A 16716-nucleotide genomic window follows, 5' to 3' on the forward strand; every position below is an offset into this window, starting at 1 on the left:
ATCATCCGCTATACAAAATGCCAATACCTTAATAAAAGATGAAAACATTCTCACCGTTCCCGCAAGGCATTGGATTTGGCCTTGAGAATGGGTTTCAGTAGATAATCCAGGACGGTCTTTTTGCCGGTGATGATATCCACCACGACCACCATGCCGGGAATGATGGGCAGGGGTTTTTCCGGGGAGCCAAGATGATTTTTTTGGGTGCGCACCTGAATCCGATAAAAATGCTCGCCCCGTTCGGTACGTTCGCCGCTGTCATCGACGATGGTGTCGGCACTGATGTGAACCAGTTCCCCTTCCAGCCCGCCATAAATCGAATAATCGTAGGCCGTAAACTTGACCATGGTCTTCAAACCCGGATGGAGAAAACCAATATCGGCAGGCCGGATGCGGGCCTCGATCAGCAAAGAATCCTCCAAAGGCATGATTTCCATGAGATCCACACCGGGACGAACCACCTGACCAATGGTGCTGACCTTGATTTGCAACACCGTGCCCCGCACAGGTGACCGAACCGCCGTGCGCGTCACCCGATCCTCCATGGGGGTCATGGACTCCCGGATGCTGTTCAATTCCCCCTTGGCCGTATTCAAATCGATGAGGGTTTGCTTGCGAAACTCCAACAGGGGTTCATTGGCCTTGGAACGCACCTCTTCCAGGGCAGACCGAATTCGGGGAATGGCCAGGGTAGCATTTTCATGGGCGGCTTCCAGTTCGGCGGCTTCGCGTTGCAGACGCAGCAGCTCCACCTGGGACATGACCCCCTGTTTGACCATCGGTTCGGTGATGGTCAACTCCTTGCGAACCATGCTCAGACGGCGATCAATCTGCTTTTGAGATGCGGTCAGCTCGACAATCTCCTGCTCTTTCTGCTCCACCTGACTGCGCAAAATACGCTGGCTGGACTCCAACGACCGCCGCCGACTCAAAAAAAGCTCTTTTTCGCTGTTGGCCAGACCAGGCTGCTCTTTGACAACCTCGGCAGGCGGCACAAACTCTGTGGCCCCCTCGGCCTCGGCGGTCAAACGGGCCGTCCGGGTGAGCAAACCGAGATAACGCATATGATTTTCGCGAAATGTGGAACGGAACTGGGTGTCGTCGATGCGGAGCAGAACATCCCCTTTTTGCACCACGTTGCCTTCCTTGACAAGAATTTCGGCAACGATACCCCCTTCCAGATTCTGCACCACCTGGACCTGCCCCGATGGAATGACACGCCCATTCCCCACGGTGACCTCATCCAAGCCGGCATACCAGGCCCAAACCACCGCTGCCACAAAAAACACTGTGATCAAAAACAACAACAGGTGCGAGAAAGGGTGCAGACGCCTCTGCCGGGCGGCGGCGGTCTCGGGATAGAAATCACTTTCCTGCCAGGCGTCGCTCATCTCACCCTCCAGCCTGCCGGAAGCGACCTTCGGCGAGTTGCCGCAGGACCACATCCCGGGGTCCGTCAGCCAGGATGCGCCCATCCTCCACCAGGATCAACCGTTCCACCAGGGTCAGCAGGGAGGCCTTGTGGGTCACGAGGAGCAGGGTTTTTCCGGGCAGAATGGCCGAGAGATTGTGTTTGAAACGCTCTTCGGCACCACTGTCCATGGCGCTGGTCGGTTCGTCGAGAAGGAGCAGCGGCGGATCGGCCACCAGGGCACGGGCAATGGCCAGACTTTGGCGCTGTCCGCCGGAGAGGCCCCTCCCCCCCTCGCCTATGGGCAGATCAAACCCCTGGGGGTGCCTGCCGATGAAAACGTCTGCCCCAGCCAAGGTCGCGGCCCGCAGGACATCCAGATCGTCGGCAAACGGATGCCCCAGGGTGATATTGTCCCGGGCGGTTCCAAAAAAGAGCAGCGGTTCCTGGGGGACACAGCCGATGCTGCGCCGCAGATCAGCCGGATCAATCTGACGAATATCGGCCCCATCCGCCAATATGGCCCCTTCCTGGGGTTGGAGAAGACCCAAAATCAGCTTGAAAATGGTGCTTTTCCCCGACCCGATCCGCCCAATGAAGCCGACCCGTTCCCCGGCCCGGATATGAAAAGAGACCTGGCGCAGGACCGGGGCAGAGAGACCCGGATACTGGAATAACACCTCCTGGAAGGTGATGCCGCCAGAAAGTTGCGGGCGATGGAGAAAGCGGACTCCCGGGGGACGTTCCACCGGCAGGGTCATGATCCGGTTGAGCATTTTCAGGGAGACCAAAGATTGCTGAAGGCGGACCAGAATGCCGGCAATCTGGGACAAAGGTGCCAGGGCACGGCCCGTCAGAATGGAACAGGCCACCAGGGCACCCGTGGTCAGCTCGCCGGCGGCGATGAGATAGGAACCATGGACCACGACCGCCACCGTGGCCAGATTGGTGGCCAATGCCGCAAAATTGACGGCCAGCGAGGAGATGAAGCGCGATTTCAGGCCCGAATCCGCCGTCATGGCCACGCACTGTTCCCATTTGCGTTGCATGACCCCGGTGGCACCCAGGGTTTGAATCGCTTCCAGACCATTCAAGGTTTCCACAAGAACGGCATGTTTCTGGGACGACTCTTTGAAGCTTTTTTTGACCTCGCGCCCCAGGGGAAACTGCAACAGAATGCCCACCAGCAGAACGACCGGCACGGTCATGAGCGGAAACCAGGCCGCCGACTTGCCCAAAAAGGCCACCATCCAGAGGAACAACACCAGAAAGGGAAGGTCCATGAAGGCCGTCAGGGTGGCCGAGGTAAAAAAATCCCGCAAAGATTCAAATTCATGCAGATGCTTGGCCAAGGCACCGGTCGAGCCGGGCTGGGCCACCATGCGCAGACCGATGACATGTTCGAAGAGCATGCTGGCCATGAGCATGTCGGCCTTTTTGCCGGCCATGTCCAAAAAATAGCCCCGCAACGAACGAAGAATAAAATCAAATAGATAAACCGATGTGACACCAATGGCCAGGACCCACAGGGTCTCCATGGCATTGTTGGGCACCACCCGATCATAGACATTCATCACAAACAACGGACTGGCCAGGGTGAACAGATTGATCAGGAGCGAAGCAATGATCACCTCGCCATAGATCGGCCAATAACGGCGCAGGGTGCCCCAAAACCAGGTCTTGGGGGGGGGATCGGTATGCTCTTCGGCGCGGGAATCGAACTGAAACGCCGGTCGCACAAAAATGGCATGTCCGACATAGTGTTGTTTCAGTTCTGCCAGGGAGATTTCCGCCGTGCCGGTGCCGCTGTCGGGTTGAATGACGTGTGCCATTTTTGTGACATCATCCCGTTTGGTCAGGATGCAGGCCTGCCGCTCCTTGAGCAACAGGACGACCGGCATGGTCAGGGGAGAGATGCGTTCCAGGGATTTGCGCATGGTACGAGCGGCCAGGCCGGCCCGGGTGGCGGCACGCATGAAAAGCTCCGGGGTCAGCCGGTTATCGACCAGAGGCAAACCCGTCCGCAGAGCCTCTTCCGAGGCCGGACGGTGCCAATGCCGGGTCAGGATGACCAGACATTGCAGCAACGGATCATCCCAGGTCGCCCGGCCTGAGGGTGTCTCCCAGGCAGGGGATGCGGATGCCGTTGTGACAGGTGCAGAAGCGGCAGCCGATGTCGTTGTGACGGGTTCGGGCACCGCAGCCGATGTCGTTGCAGCAGACCCGGACGCCGCAGCCGATGTCGTTGCGACAGGTTCAGGCACCGCAGCCGATGTCGTCGCGGCAGGTTCAGGCGCAGCAGAAGAATGGGGCGTCATGCCAAAATTGGTCCCGATTTTGTTGTTCTGTTTGAACACATGGAAATTGACTTGCATAATAGCATAAACATGGGTGGGATGCCTGTCGATCAGAACAGAGAAAAAAAACGGCACGAGTCACGAGGCAAGCATGCTGGGTATCATTTTTTTGGCCATGGAAGATTTTCTCGAAACGACCATCGGGGCAGGATCCTGGACGCGCGCCCAATCCCTGGCCATGCTCGAAGGGAAGGAGTACGTCCCGGAAATTGATTATCCGGATCAGGAAATCATGGCCCTGTTCCGGTCGGCCACACGCCTCATGGAAACCGATCTGGAAACGGTCCTGGAACGCATGGGGATTCATATTGCCAGCGGTCTGGTGGAAATGGGCATTTCCATGGGATTGATCGAGACCCATTGGACCACCATGGATATTCTGGAAAATCTCCCCTTGATTCTACAGGGGGCGGTGGATTCGCAAAATCCCAATGTTGTCCCCCCCCCCATTCGTACCCTGCGTTTGCGGCATGGTGAGGCAGCCATCGTCTACTTTTCAGAACGCCAATTGTGCCCCCTGTTGAAAGGCATCGTGCAGGGAATTGGTGAGTATTTTGATGAACCGATCACGCAGAGGGAACTTCTCTGCATGAAAAACGGTTCCCCGCTCTGTCGTTTTTCGGTGGCTTTCAACGATCCCATTCTCATGCGTTTTGTGGATGTGCCACGGGAATTCGAGACCTGTCGTCAACGGGGTGATGAAATTATCTTTTTCAATCAATTCAAGGGAGTTCCTCTTTCCGGCAAGGGCAAGGTGGAGGGGTGTTCCGAAAACGAGGCCCTGGTGCGCGTGATGCCTGGACAGTTGCAGGCCATGCAGGCGGAAGGTCGCACTTTTTTGTCCATGCCGCATTTGCCGATTGGCCTTGTGGCCTATGTGCGCGATGTCTATCCCCATCTTGGTGTGGTGCGCTTGTTCCGGATCAGCATGGCCGAGGGCTATTTTGGCCATCGGGTCTTCAACCGGGTCGAGCCGTCGCAACCCATTGATTCCCGTTTTGTCCTCAACGGTCAGGAACACAAGGCCACCCTGCAAAACCTCTCCGCCGGAGGGGGGTCCTTCTCCCTGCCCTTGTCTGCTGCCGTGGATGATCTCTCCCTCTTCGATCCTGTCTGGGTCAGCTTTTCCCTGCCCCTGAAATGGTTTTCGCAGGGCGATACCCTGGAACTCGGCCCCCAGGATTTGGAAGTCTGGGGCAATCTGCTTCACGTCCAGGTTCGGGAGCAGGAGCGCCTGGTGCGGGTGGTCTTCAACGACTTGACCCACCGGGATTTGGCAGTGATCGATGAGTATCTCAGGAGTCGCCAACAGGAAGTCCTCCCGGAAATCAAACAGTATCAGGGACCCTGAATGCATCCCAACCCGCAAACCTCACAAATTGTTACAATTGGTCTGGGACTTGCTAATAGAGGCTTCGAGACAGTTGCATGACTCTGTAAGGTGTTGGCAAGGTTCTGGCTGAATAAAAGTCAAAAGCTGGAAAACAATGGGAGCCGAGGCCATGTCGGGAAGCAGGTCGCAAAAAAAATGGCAGCAAACGCGGGATTTGGGATCCAGGATCCTGGCGGCGGTCTATATTGGCGGGGCTTATGGATTGATCCTGATCTCTGTTGTGCAAGCGTTGGTACTCTTATCCTGGCTGCGGCATTGACTTTCCCTGCCTTGCAATCATCCCGAAAAATCTCTCCAAACCGCATGAATCCTTCAGCAACACGCTGAAAAACCTTGAACTATATTTCACACCGAGCGGTGTTGAATTTCCGACAGCAGGGCATAAAGCGTTTCGATGCGCGGGATGGCCACGCCCAGTGCCCTGGCAATCCGGACGGTGTTGCCCAGAATGGCCTCGATTTCCATGGGACGCTTGGCCTCGTGGTCCAGAAGCATGCTTGTCTTATAGGGCTGCATGGTCCGGGTTTCGGCCAGATTTTTTTCCACCACCTCCGACGGCAGGGGATGGCCGGCCGCATGGGCCGTGACCAGTACCTCTTCCATCACGGCCCGGGCGAGGCTGGTCAATTCCGGTGAATTCATGATCTCCCGGGTGGTCAAGCCACCCCCCAGGACCGAAATGGGATTGAAAGGGGCGTTCCAGACCAGTTTTCGCCAACGATCCGTCACAATGGATTCAGAAACCAGACAGGGAACCCCTGCCTTGCCGAACCATTCTGCCAGATTCCGGGCCGCCAATGACTCCCCTCGCGGATAACGTCCGATGGCCAGCCGACCATAGCAGGTGTGACGCAGCACACCGGGTGCCATGCGACTGACACAAATAAAAGCCAAACCGCTCAGAATTTCCTGGTCAGGAAAGGCGGCGGCCACGGCAGATTCAATGTCAACCCCATTCTGAATCAACAGGATGACCGTCTTGGGCCCCACCACAGGGCGAATCAGGTCAGCAATGACGATTTCCGGCAGCACTTTCAGGGTGACGAGGATATAATCCGGGTATCCGTCGTAGTCGGCGGCCTGGCGCAGGACGGAGGCGGGCGTAAAATGAAACCCTCCCTGGGGCGTTTCGATGCGGATTCCCTGGGCATGCACGGTTGCAAAGTCCGAGCGGCACACGGCGGATACTTCCAGACCGGCCCGCGCCAAATGTCCGCCATAATAGCCGCCAACCGCACCACTTCCCACGACAAGAATCCGGGGAATGGGGGTTGCTTTGGTATCCTTGGCTGCATCAGAGTGAGTTACGTGCATGGATTCAATCTTTCACCCGGAAGGAAACATCTCATGAAGAAGATAATGGCCGGCATGTTGCTGTCAACCTTTTTGCCTTTGGTCGCAGGCTTTTCCGGCAGCGCCGCAGCAGCAGATGTGGAAAAAGGCCGTACCCTGCATGAAAAGTCCTGTATGACCTGCCATGCTGCCAAATTCGGCGGAGACCCCCATCGTATCTACACCCGCCCGGATCACAAGAAGAAAAACAAAAAAGAGCTGGTTGCCATGGTGGCATTCTGCAACCAAAACGTCGGCACCAACTGGTTTGACGAAGAAGTGGCAGATGTGGCAGAGTACCTCGACAAAAGCTTTTATAAATTTCCCTGACCAGGGTAACAGCTCCGGCAGAAGTCGGCTCGCTTCTCCGACGCTCAAGGTACATTTCCTTCCACCTGAATAGCATCGGTCGCCCAGCGGTATACTTCCTCCATGATCCGCTCCACTTCAAACAGAGTAAGTTCTTCAACATCCAAATCCTCATAACGTAATTGTGCAGCGAAAGGAGTCAGCAAACTTAAATACTCAGATGAAAATGGCAATGTGATGCCATTGTCGATGATCCTGTCAACCAATTCGTCCAAATCATGGGTTCGGCGAAAGACGGCTCCTTTCGCCATCAAGACCGCTTTCAGACTTTTTTCTACTGCCTGTTGGGCATGGAAACAGACTGCCTCGCTTTCGATATTGGGATGATTTTTGATGACATGAAAAATGGTTCGGTCCTGATCGGCTTTTCTCAACAAACGGCGGGCTTCATCCCAATGAGTCATGGATGGTTTTCCCCTCGCGTAATGCCCAATATATGGCCCCACTGGGCAGGTTGCCGCATTCGTTCAGTTCTGGCACGGAGCAAACAAGAAGATCCACGGGAACGCGCATGGGACGCAACACCTGACGCAACCGCGAAATCTCCCGCAGGCGATTATTGACGACTGGTTTGACAACCAATAAATCCAAGTCCGACTGATCCCCGGCATCACCCCGGGCATGGGAGCCAAACAGGATGATCCGGGATGGCCCGGCAGTATCAGCCAACATGGCACCGATTTTTTGAATTGTCTGCTCATCGATCATGAAACGTCCTCCTCGTCCAACCCGATTTTCGGTGGTAACCCACGACAACCTGACCCGTTGCCACGATGCGCTTCATCTTATCCGATGACTCATTGATTTTGAAGCACTTTCAAGCCAAGTGCATGATGCTTCTCCGGGTGTGGAATTGTCACGCAAATTCAAGGTGAACAGGTCATGGCATGGCACCACCAAAAAAAACAGCCCTCCCTCTTGGACATCCATCCCTGTTTTTCATTCGTTTTTTTGAAATTAACAAGTTATTAGACAGCCTCTCAGACAATCAAGGCCATGTTGATTGATCGATCATGGAAAATCCGGTACAACTCCCTGGTCGTTGAGGTATTGTCTCGCAGTCGTTTCCATGTGAGGAATTTCCAGCCGCACGATATCCCAGACCATATCCGGATCAAGGGTATAGTAATGATGGGCAACAAGATTACGAAATCTGGCAGCCAAAGACCATTCCACTCCTGGCATGGCCAGTTTGGCTTCATCCGGCAAGTGCTTGCTCGCTTCTCCAACGATCAGGAGATTGAGAACCACAGCATCAAATATCAATGGGTTGTTTTGGAATTCCTCCAGACTCATTCTGTCAGTGTATCTCACGACCTTGTGACAGGCGTCAATAATATCCTGCAAGAAATGAATCCAGTCACGCGACATGGAGCAGGTCCTTCTTGATATGCGCCCATAACCATGGTTTGATCATGGCATGTGTGGCCAGGTCCACTCTGACACCCAAAAGCTGCTCCAAATAATCCAGGACACCAAAATACCCTTTGACCGTGGTGCTTCCATCAAATTCCACCAACAGATCTACGTCACTGTCCGGTCGAGTATCGCCCCTGGCAGTCGAACCAAACAAGGCCAGATGCTTGACCCCGAAGAGACGAATCATTTCTTCCTTATGGGCGGTAAGCAGGTCAAGAACTTCCTGGCGGTTCATAGGTTTGTTTCCTCGTTTCATGCCAAGGAGTCCGGAAGGCTCTCCTCTCGCGCATGGCCCAGTCAATAGCCCCAACGGATTGAACAACGCTGACCGTATCCCATTCTATCCCCGATCCAGCGAACTTTCCAATATGGCCGCATCGGCCTTTGTAAAAGCCACCAGCAAAACCCGGCACAAGGAACCGCTCCCGGCTGCCAATGTCGCCCGAATGGTCGCAACGGCCACCTGGGCTGCGGCCTCCTTCGGATAGCCATAAACTCCGGTGCTGATGGCGGAAAAAGCCACCGAAGTCAGGCCATGGGTCATGGCCAAGCGTAGGCAGTTACGATAACAGTCGGCCAGACGGGCTGCCGGATCTTTTTCCTGGTGATAGATCGGCCCCACCGTGTGGATCACATGACGTGTTGGCAAATTGCCACCGGTAGTGATAACGGCCTCGCCGGTGGGTAACCCATCAGGGTATTGATTTTTGCGGATTTTTTTGCACTCGGCCAGGATTGTCGGCCCCCCTGCCCGATGGATGGCACCATCCACACCGCCTCCTCCCAGCAGGGAGGTGTTGGCAGCGTTGACGATGGCGTCAACTTCCAGACGGGTGATATCCCCCGTTAGTACCTCCAGGGTGTACGTGACTCCCGGCGTGTTTTGCATGGTTATTCTCCTGAAAATTTTTGATTATCAAGCCATTGTTACGATTTCGTTACAGGACGTGGGATGCGATTCCTGATAAGATGGTATGAAGATTGCATTGCACCCTGCCAGAGTGATGGATGTTTCTGCTCCCACGAATCCTTCAGACCCAGGGTAAAGAGCCATGCTGGACGTGACAAGTATTCCCTTACCAACCCTCCCTTTGGCCCAGACCGGATCCGGTGGGACCAAAGGTGGCACATCGGCTTTTCAGGATGATTTGAACCTGGCTTTCCGGGGTGTCAGTCGTTCAGCGGAAAACGCGCCCTTTTCCGGGATGCCATCGCCGGGTGCCATGGCACAGATGGAGACGCCATGGTTGACAGGTGGCGGCATGGGAGCAGCCATACGTTCCTCGGAGGGAACGACCCATCCGGCCTGGTTTCCCATGACGGACAGCACTCTGACAGGGGTCACCACCGACGCCTTTCTGCAACCCGGCCCGGCCCCGGGACTGGCTTCCCTGAGCAATGCCGAAATGAGTTGGCTGGCGGAAGGATTCCAGCAACTGTTTGTGGCACAGGGTGTTGGATCCATGGGAGTCATCCAGGGACAGGCAGGAGCAAGGGTGGGTTCCATGCCCGGGAAGGCTCCGGGACTGGCAGCGCTTTCCAAGTCTGAACAGGCTTTTCTGACCTCTGAAATCCAGTCCATGTCGTCAGCCCCCGGCCAGAAATCACGCACCGCCCAACGGGCAACCACAACCCAGCCCCTGGGCCAAAACACCGACCCGGCAGCCCTGGATGCCTTGTATCGGCGTCTGGTGCGGGAGAGCATGACCCCCGCCCAGTCCACCCCTTATGATCCATTGATCACCCGCGCTGCCCGCCAGAATGGTCTGGATCCAAAATTGTTGCGGGCCGTGGTGCAAACGGAGAGTGGCTTCAATCCCAAAGCGGTCTCCCGGGCCGGTGCGCAGGGCTTGATGCAGCTCATGCCGGAAACCGCCGAAGAGCTGGGAGTGACCGATCCTTTCAATCCGGAACAAAACGTGATGGCCGGAGCAAAGTATCTCAAACAGCTTCTGGATCGCTATCAGGGCAACCGGAATACCGCCCTGGCCGCCTACAATTGGGGCATGGGCAACGTGGATCGCCGTGAGGATCCCATGCCCAAGGAAACCCGCAACTATATTGCCCGCATCAACCGCCTGATGACATCGCAGACAACTTGATGGGATGCCTGAAAGTCAAATGAATTCAAGGAAGGGCTTGCAGACATCATGGGCCTTGACATCACTATCGTTGCGCGATAGCATTCTTCGCATTGTCAACACAGTATGGAGATATGGCTTATGCGCGTGACATTTCGGAATAAATCCGTTGACTTGCTCCATATGCATTTTTATGGAGATTCAACCAATGATCAAATCGTTTCGGTGTACCGAGACCGAAAAAGTTTTTCGTCGGGAGTTTTCACGAAAGTTTCAAAACATTCATAGAGTTGCATTAAGAAAACTGCTCATGCTTCATGCGGCTCCCAGCCTGGAGGCACTTCGTATTCCACCCGGAAATCACTTGGAAACTTTGCAAGGTGACCGGGCTGGAGAGTGCAGTATACGGATCAACAAACAGTGGAGGATATGTTTCCGGATGCAAGGGGAAAATGTTCATGATGTGGAAATTACAGACTACCATTGATCTGGAATTTCTTTTGAATGCCAGTAACAAGGTGGGTTAATGGCATCTTTTGAACTTTCATAAACTGCGTCTACGGGTGTTTTTATAAAAAATACAAATTTTGAAGTAGGTTCTTTTTAGAGTTTATTGATAATTTTTAAGTTTGCCACTTTCAGACAGTTTCCTACTCAAATGGCACACCAAAAATGAACACCAAGACAATCAAGGCCAGAATTCCCCCCATACACCCAGGTGAAATTCTTAAAGAAGAGTTCATGGAACCCTTGGGCATTACCCAGTACCATCTGGCCAAGTGTTTGGGTGTTCCTCAGATGCGAATCAGCGAAATCGTGCGGGGCCTGCGTTCCATTACAGCAGATACGGCATGGCGACTTGGACGTTTTTTCAGTATGGATCCCGGATTCTGGTCCAACCTGCAATCCCATTATGACATGGAGCAGGCACGTGACCAGTTGGATGCTTCTGGAGTTTTGGAAAGAGAAGTGACGCCTTTCCGGTATCCACCAGGAATTCACCCGAAAATTGTTTGATACATGATCCGGTTTCTGCCGCTTCTCTTGGCATCATAGAGCATTTGATCCGCTGCCTGGAAAAGGGATTGTGGGTCACACTCCGGCGTGGGAACAATACTGGCAACACCCATGCTCAGGGTGACAATGGTGTCAACCGTGGAGTGATGATGGGGAATGCGCAGGTCGGCGACCGCTTTTTGAATTTTTTCTGCCAAATGGACCGCTCCAACCATGGGTGTTGACGGTAGAATACAGGCAAACTCTTCGCCGCCATAGCGGGCCACCAGGTCGGCACTGCGCTCCAGGGTCGCCGCCATGGCACTGGCGATATCTCTCAGGCATTGGTCCCCGGCCTGATGGCCGTAATTGTCGTTGAATTTTTTAAAATAATCGACATCAATGAGAATGGCCGCCAGGGAAACATCGCCCTGCCGGATGCTGCGACCCCACTCCTGACGCAAAAATTCATCCAAACGTCGCCGGTTGGCAATGCCGGTCAGGCCATCAATTGCGGCAATTTTCTTCAGCAGATCATTCTTGAGTTTGAGTTCAATATGGGCTTTGACCCTGGCCCGCAAGATGAAGGGTTTGATCGGTTTGGCTACATAGTCCACGCCACCGGCCTCGAAACCAATCGTCTCGAATTGCTCTTCATCCATGGCCGTGACAAAGATGACCGGAATTTCGTGCGTGGTGACGTGACTCTTCAAATCCCGGCACACTTCGTAACCATCCATTTCCGGCATGATGACATCAAGGAGAATCAAGTCAGGTTCCTTGCTCTCTGCCAATTCCCTGACTTTGCGTGGCTGGGTCGAAAACAAAACGCGGTAGTCAGGCTGAAGAATTTTCGCCAATACCTCGATATTGACAGGCTCGTCATCCACAACAAGAATAACAGGTTTTTTGATTGAATTTTCCATCCGGTTTTTCTTCAGTGCCGGCAGTTTAAAGTCAGGACCCGGGCCACCCCTGGCAAGATCATCAGGATTGTTCATTATAATCAACAAGCAAATCATTCACCAGTCTTGCGCCATCCTCAAATTCAAGATTGTCCAGACAGTGTTCGATCCTGGAGACGATCAAACCATCCACATGCAAAACCAGATGCATCTTGATGGATTTAAAAACTTCCCGGGCTTGAAAATCCTGGTCTTGAATCAAGCGATGCAATTCTCTCAAGCGGTCTTCAATCTGGTGTCCATTGCCGACAAGACCTTCACTCTCGCTTGAAGAGAGCCGGACCGGAAGGGGTTGCCAATGGGCAATGGCCTGGATCACATGTGCCACTTCCCCGGTCATGGCATGGATGGCCAGTTTGCATCCTGAAATGTCGTTTTGACGAATCATTTTTTCAATTTTGCCGGCCAGGAGCGCAACCTTTTTGGCCGAGACATTCCCGGCAGAACCTTTGATGCCATGGACCAGGCGTTGGATGCCTTCCATGTCGGACTGGTCAAGAAGTGTGGTCACTTCGGCACTCAAGGCTGCGTATTTATTTGCAAAAGCCGTGAGCAGTTTGTTCAGCAAATCAAAATCCCCATCAAAACGCTCCAGGGCATCCTGAACGTCGATGCCATACAGTTCCGTCTGTGCCATCTTTTCCTGCCTGGCAGAAAGATCGCCAGGATTGGCAATCACGGGCTGGGATTTTCGTCTGCTCTCCAGGAGAGGAGCCAGAACCCTGGCCAGCGTCTTGAACAGATTTTTGATATTGACCGGTTTGGTCATGTAGTCGTTCATGCCGAGGGCCAGACACCGTTCCTGTTCACTTTTCAGGGCATGGGCGGTCATGGCAATGATGGGCAATTGTGCCGGAGTCAATTTTTCGCGCAATTTTTGAGTGGCAACGTACCCATCCATGACCGGCATTTGCAGATCCATGAGGAGACAATCGAACTGGCCGTGGTGATTCAGAATACGTTCCACGGCAACCAGTCCGTTGGTGGCCCGCTCCGTGATGATGCCTGCCTTGCCGAGAATCCCTTCCGCCACCTGCCAGTTGACATCATGATCCTCGACAACAAGAACTCTGGCACCCTGCAATATGTTCCGATGTTCCTGTGTTTCTGCATCGTCAATGGTTTCGTACAGCACCGGACTGTTGTCTCTACCATGCATATCCAGGATGGTGTTGAGCAGCACGGAAGGGGTGACCGGTTTGAGAATGACCCTTTGGATGCCGACATTCCTGGCCTCGGTCATGACATTGCGCCGGTCAAAGGCCGTCACCATGACAACCATGGACGACCGGGCAATCTGGTCATTGTTGGATATGCGACGCGCCGTCTCGATGCCGTCCATGCCGGGCATGTGCCAATCAAGCAGGACCATGTCATAGGGACGATTGTCCTGACGCATGGCCCGTTCGAGTTCACCGATGGCGGCTTCCCCCGACGTGACGGAAGTATGGGACAAGCCAAGTTCCCTGACCATGTTTTCGAGTATTTCACGGGCACTGTCATTATCATCGGCAATAAGAACCCGAAGAGACTCCAATTGGGCAGGTTTGACTGGCATCCTGGCTGCATCAACTGCGGACTGAAATTGTTTCTCGAACGATACGATAAAAGAAAATTTGCTTCCCGAACCCAATATACTGTTTACAAAAATTTCTCCCCCCATCATGCCCACAAGGCGTTTGCAGATGGCGAGGCCAAGCCCGGTCCCACCATAATTGCGTGTGGTCGAGGTATCGGCCTGGGAAAAAGCCTGGAACAAGCCATCAATCTGCTCTTGCGACAAGCCAATACCGGTATCCTTGACCGTAAATTCAAGCTTGATGGAATTTTCCATCTCTTCAATTGGATCAACACGAAAGACAACCTCGCCGGAACGGGTGAATTTGACCGCATTCGTGCCCAGATTGAGCAGAATCTGTTCCAGGCGCAACGCATCGCCAATCAAGGCACGGGGCAAAGTAGCCGGAACAGCAAACATCACTTCCAAGCCCTTTTCCTCGGCACGCAGAGAGATCATGCCGGATACCTTGCTCAGTACAGACTGGAGATTGAATGGAACGTGTTCCAGTTCCAGATGACCAGCCTCAATTTTGGAAAAATCCAGAATGTCATCGATGATGCCAAGCAAGGTCTCGGCAGCGATCTGGATTTTTTGCATTTGCACCTGTTGGTTCGGTTCCAGATCAGATTGGGAGAGCAAATACCCCATACCGATGATGGTGTTCATGGGGGTACGTATTTCGTGGCTCATGTTGGCCAGAAAAATGCTCTTGGCCTGATTGGCTTTTTCGGCGGCATTCTTGGCTTCGAGCAGGGCGGCGTTCGCCTGTTGGCGTTCGGAAATGTCGCGAATCACGGCAGAGAAAAACCGCTGATTCTCTGCACTGACCCAGGAATTCAGGGACATTTCCAGGGGAAGCTCCCGTCCATCCCTGTGGATTCCCGCCAGCTCGGTAATCTGATTGATCAGGGGTCCCCTGCCATCCTGATTCAGACAACGCAGAAAACCACGCCGATGGGCATCGCCGTAGCGCTCTGGAACCAAAAGATCCAGCTTCTTGCCAAGTATTTCTTCTTCCACATAGCCGAACAATATCTGGGCACCCTGGTTCCAGAAAATAATGTTCTGATCCTGGTCAACGGCAATGATGGCGTCCCATATGGAGGTGGTCACCGAACGAAAACGTTCTTCGCTGCTCTGGAGCAGGGAAAAGGTTTTTTCATGGCGCATGACTTCGTTGCGCAGCTCCAGATTGGCAGAAGCAGAATTGGCAATGGCATCTTCGAGAGATTTCAATATCTGCTTGCGCAAGGTGATGTCGCGCAGATAGGCAGTAAAAAAGGTGGAATCCTGGCCGGGCGTCACGGTAATGGCAACCTCCGTGGGAATGCGGGTCCCGTTGACATCCACGGAAACAAGTTCAATGTGGCGATTGATGACCCGCTTTTCGCCGGTGGCAAGATAACGGGCCATACCGCGACGATGTGCGTCGCGCATTTCCTGGGGAATGATGGTCTCACGGATATCCTTGCCCAGGACATCCTCTTTGCGATAGCCGAATATTTTTTCCGCTGCCGGGTTGAATTCCAGAATATGACTTTCGGTATCAATGGAAATGATGGCATCCATCGCCGTGTCCAGAATGGCCCGCAATCGCTGTTCACTGTGGCGCAGATCACTATTGGCACGCCGCAAGCGCCCCTCCAGGACAGTCAGGATGCGGTGAAACATCAACCCCAACAGTGCAGCGACACCCAGATTGCCCATCAAGAACATCAGTAAATGCCGATTAGTAATCTGGTCCACGCTGGTATCGTTGAAGAGTGCCACAAGGCGCGCCACCGAACGTCCACCAATGTCCGACACGGGAACGGAAACAACATGGATGTGGTCACCTTTGTAAAGGGCTTTCAGCCTGCCGGATATGAGAGAAATTTTTTGGGTTCCCGTGCGTAAATGTTCGACCACTCCTGACGGCATTTCAGCCAGGGTACTGGCGACCAGGACGGTATTGTCCAATTGTTCCCAGTCTGCACGCCGTTCAAGCAAAGACATGCCTTTTTCCCATGTCTTGCGATCAATGAACTTTTTGTTGAGAAACATCAATAAATCAAACCGCAAGATCGACTTGACCGGCTCCAGCAGTGACTGTACCTCCATGCCCAATTCAACAAATCCGATCCGTCTGCCCTCCGCATTCCATGGCATCACAACCCGCAGGGTCAGGGTGTTGCTTGATCCCAGCTCCAGGCCATGTGTCACGACGCCATTTTTTTCTGCTTCCAGCAAAGTCTGGCGCTGGACAAGATCCCCATACCGTGCAGGATCATAAACACGCAGAAAGTTGACACGATCTGGACCGTGAAAATAAAAATGGGTGATACCGTTTGCCTTTAATAAATTATCATGGAGTTTTTGAGTGTTGGCAAGCAACGTCTCCCGGTCCCGCGCCTGAAAGGGAACCCTGTAGCGTGGATCACCCTGCAACAAATTGAGAATGGTCGTCATGGTGCGCACATTTTCTGTCAGGAAACCTTGCAAAGTTCCTGACACATCCTGTTTCACCTTGTCATAGGCCTCCATCTCCAGGGCATGACGTATCCAATCGATGGAAAGCGCAAAAAAAAACAACATCAACCCGGCAGATGCGACAAACGAAACCAGCAAAGGCCGTCGAATGCGCCAAGTGGGGGTCGCCGCATCAACCGCTCCGCCGGACTTGTCCATAATACATACACCTTTTTATTCAAAATATTGCATTATAATCAACATAGAACAATAGCCGATCTGCAATCCAGTCCGAGCATTGAATTATCAGAACTACGTTAAATAGTGATAACATTTGACAAATCTGTCAACAGAATTCTCAAATTTCTGAATATTACATTGGTC

At 53.5% G+C, this 16716-nt stretch carries 15 protein-coding genes; 5 read left to right on the forward strand and 10 right to left on the reverse strand.

Translation table 11 applies throughout. The features are described from left to right. Positions 1-50 precede the first annotated feature (50 nt). Together HQL65_03610 and HQL65_03615 are read right to left on the reverse strand one after the other, a co-directional pair. On the reverse strand, positions 51-1391 hold the full coding sequence (locus HQL65_03610; GenBank protein MBF0135300.1) for an HlyD family type I secretion periplasmic adaptor subunit: 1341 nt from the start codon (positions 1389-1391) through the stop codon (positions 51-53). A 1-nt stretch (position 1392) separates the two neighbouring features. After that, a complete protein-coding gene (locus HQL65_03615) occupies positions 1393-3729 on the reverse strand; it encodes a type I secretion system permease/ATPase (protein MBF0135301.1) in 2337 nt (778 codons plus the stop codon). Between the two features lie 130 nt (positions 3730-3859). Here HQL65_03615 and HQL65_03620 point away from each other — a divergent pair, with 130 nt between their 5' ends. Continuing rightward, positions 3860-5119: a heme NO-binding domain-containing protein gene (locus HQL65_03620; protein MBF0135302.1), complete on the forward strand. Its 1260-nt coding sequence runs from the start codon at positions 3860-3862 to the stop codon at positions 5117-5119. A gap of 387 nt (positions 5120-5506) precedes the next feature. Here HQL65_03620 and HQL65_03625 read toward each other — a convergent pair whose 3' ends face one another. Beyond that, the gene (locus HQL65_03625; GenBank protein ID MBF0135303.1) at positions 5507-6475 is read right to left on the reverse strand and encodes a 2-dehydropantoate 2-reductase; all 969 of its coding nucleotides are present in this window, start codon (positions 6473-6475) and stop codon (positions 5507-5509) included. Between the two features lie 33 nt (positions 6476-6508). On the opposite strand from HQL65_03625, the gene HQL65_03630 reads away from it, so the two are divergent. Then, positions 6509-6823: a cytochrome c gene (locus HQL65_03630; GenBank protein MBF0135304.1), complete on the forward strand. Its 315-nt coding sequence runs from the start codon at positions 6509-6511 to the stop codon at positions 6821-6823. A 44-nt stretch (positions 6824-6867) separates the two neighbouring features. On the opposite strand, the gene HQL65_03635 is transcribed toward HQL65_03630, so the two are convergent. The 5 genes from HQL65_03635 to HQL65_03655 all read right to left on the reverse strand — a co-directional run bounded on the left by HQL65_03635 (position 6868) and on the right by HQL65_03655 (position 9170). After that, on the reverse strand, positions 6868-7266 hold the full coding sequence (locus tag HQL65_03635) for a HEPN domain-containing protein (GenBank protein MBF0135305.1): 399 nt from the start codon (positions 7264-7266) through the stop codon (positions 6868-6870). Beyond that, on the reverse strand, positions 7250-7570 hold the full coding sequence (locus HQL65_03640; protein ID MBF0135306.1) for a nucleotidyltransferase domain-containing protein: 321 nt from the start codon (positions 7568-7570) through the stop codon (positions 7250-7252). Before HQL65_03640 ends, HQL65_03635 begins: the two co-directional genes overlap by 17 nt. Before the next feature lie 303 nt (positions 7571-7873). Then, a complete protein-coding gene (locus HQL65_03645; GenBank protein MBF0135307.1) occupies positions 7874-8209 on the reverse strand; it encodes a DUF86 domain-containing protein in 336 nt (111 codons plus the stop codon). Between the two features lie 13 nt (positions 8210-8222). Further along, the gene (locus tag HQL65_03650) at positions 8223-8516 is read right to left on the reverse strand and encodes a nucleotidyltransferase family protein (protein MBF0135308.1); all 294 of its coding nucleotides are present in this window, start codon (positions 8514-8516) and stop codon (positions 8223-8225) included. 105 nt (positions 8517-8621) lie between these two features. After that, on the reverse strand, positions 8622-9170 hold the full coding sequence (locus tag HQL65_03655) for an O-acetyl-ADP-ribose deacetylase (GenBank protein MBF0135309.1): 549 nt from the start codon (positions 9168-9170) through the stop codon (positions 8622-8624). 691 nt (positions 9171-9861) lie between these two features. Between HQL65_03655 and HQL65_03660 the strand changes: the two genes are divergently transcribed. From HQL65_03660 to HQL65_03670, 3 genes are all read left to right on the forward strand, one after another. Next, positions 9862-10383, forward strand: a complete 522-nt coding sequence (locus tag HQL65_03660; GenBank protein MBF0135310.1) for a lytic transglycosylase domain-containing protein — start codon at positions 9862-9864, stop codon at positions 10381-10383. Between the two features lie 187 nt (positions 10384-10570). Next, positions 10571-10849: a type II toxin-antitoxin system RelE/ParE family toxin gene (locus tag HQL65_03665; protein MBF0135311.1), complete on the forward strand. Its 279-nt coding sequence runs from the start codon at positions 10571-10573 to the stop codon at positions 10847-10849. 185 nt (positions 10850-11034) lie between these two features. Continuing rightward, the gene (locus HQL65_03670) at positions 11035-11379 is read left to right on the forward strand and encodes a HigA family addiction module antidote protein (protein ID MBF0135312.1); all 345 of its coding nucleotides are present in this window, start codon (positions 11035-11037) and stop codon (positions 11377-11379) included. On the opposite strand, the gene HQL65_03675 is transcribed toward HQL65_03670, so the two are convergent. Both HQL65_03675 and HQL65_03680 read right to left on the reverse strand, forming a co-directional pair. Further along, positions 11361-12284, reverse strand: a complete 924-nt coding sequence (locus tag HQL65_03675; protein ID MBF0135313.1) for a diguanylate cyclase — start codon at positions 12282-12284, stop codon at positions 11361-11363. The two genes, HQL65_03670 and HQL65_03675, sit on opposite strands and share 19 nt — an antisense overlap. A gap of 61 nt (positions 12285-12345) precedes the next feature. Further along, positions 12346-16551, reverse strand: a complete 4206-nt coding sequence (locus HQL65_03680; GenBank protein MBF0135314.1) for a PAS domain S-box protein — start codon at positions 16549-16551, stop codon at positions 12346-12348. Positions 16552-16716 lie beyond the last annotated feature (165 nt).

It is taken from the genome of Magnetococcales bacterium (assembly GCA_015228935.1).
In the GTDB taxonomy this organism is placed as follows: domain Bacteria; phylum Pseudomonadota; class Magnetococcia; order Magnetococcales; family DC0425bin3; genus HA3dbin3.

Bases quoted from the DNA above. Each gene is read 5' to 3' on its own strand.
- HQL65_03650 (MBF0135308.1), bottom strand. From the start codon at position 8,516: ATGAACCGCCAGGAAGTTCTTGACCTGCTTACCGCCCATAAGGAAGAA.
- HQL65_03660 (MBF0135310.1), top strand. From the start codon at position 9,862: ATGTCGTCAGCCCCCGGCCAGAAATCACGCACCGCCCAACGGGCAACC.
- HQL65_03620 (MBF0135302.1), top strand. From the start codon at position 3,860: ATGCTGGGTATCATTTTTTTGGCCATGGAAGATTTTCTCGAAACGACC.
- HQL65_03670 (MBF0135312.1), top strand. From the start codon at position 11,035: ATGAACACCAAGACAATCAAGGCCAGAATTCCCCCCATACACCCAGGT.
- HQL65_03635 (MBF0135305.1), bottom strand. From the start codon at position 7,266: ATGACTCATTGGGATGAAGCCCGCCGTTTGTTGAGAAAAGCCGATCAG.
- HQL65_03615 (MBF0135301.1), bottom strand. From the start codon at position 3,729: ATGACGCCCCATTCTTCTGCTGCGCCTGAACCTGCCGCGACGACATCG.
- HQL65_03630 (MBF0135304.1), top strand. From the start codon at position 6,509: ATGAAGAAGATAATGGCCGGCATGTTGCTGTCAACCTTTTTGCCTTTG.
- HQL65_03640 (MBF0135306.1), bottom strand. From the start codon at position 7,570: ATGATCGATGAGCAGACAATTCAAAAAATCGGTGCCATGTTGGCTGAT.
- HQL65_03675 (MBF0135313.1), bottom strand. From the start codon at position 12,284: ATGGAAAATTCAATCAAAAAACCTGTTATTCTTGTTGTGGATGACGAG.
- HQL65_03665 (MBF0135311.1), top strand. From the start codon at position 10,571: ATGATCAAATCGTTTCGGTGTACCGAGACCGAAAAAGTTTTTCGTCGG.
- HQL65_03625 (MBF0135303.1), bottom strand. From the start codon at position 6,475: ATGCACGTAACTCACTCTGATGCAGCCAAGGATACCAAAGCAACCCCC.
- HQL65_03655 (MBF0135309.1), bottom strand. From the start codon at position 9,170: ATGCAAAACACGCCGGGAGTCACGTACACCCTGGAGGTACTAACGGGG.
- HQL65_03680 (MBF0135314.1), bottom strand. From the start codon at position 16,551: ATGGACAAGTCCGGCGGAGCGGTTGATGCGGCGACCCCCACTTGGCGC.
- HQL65_03610 (MBF0135300.1), bottom strand. From the start codon at position 1,391: ATGAGCGACGCCTGGCAGGAAAGTGATTTCTATCCCGAGACCGCCGCC.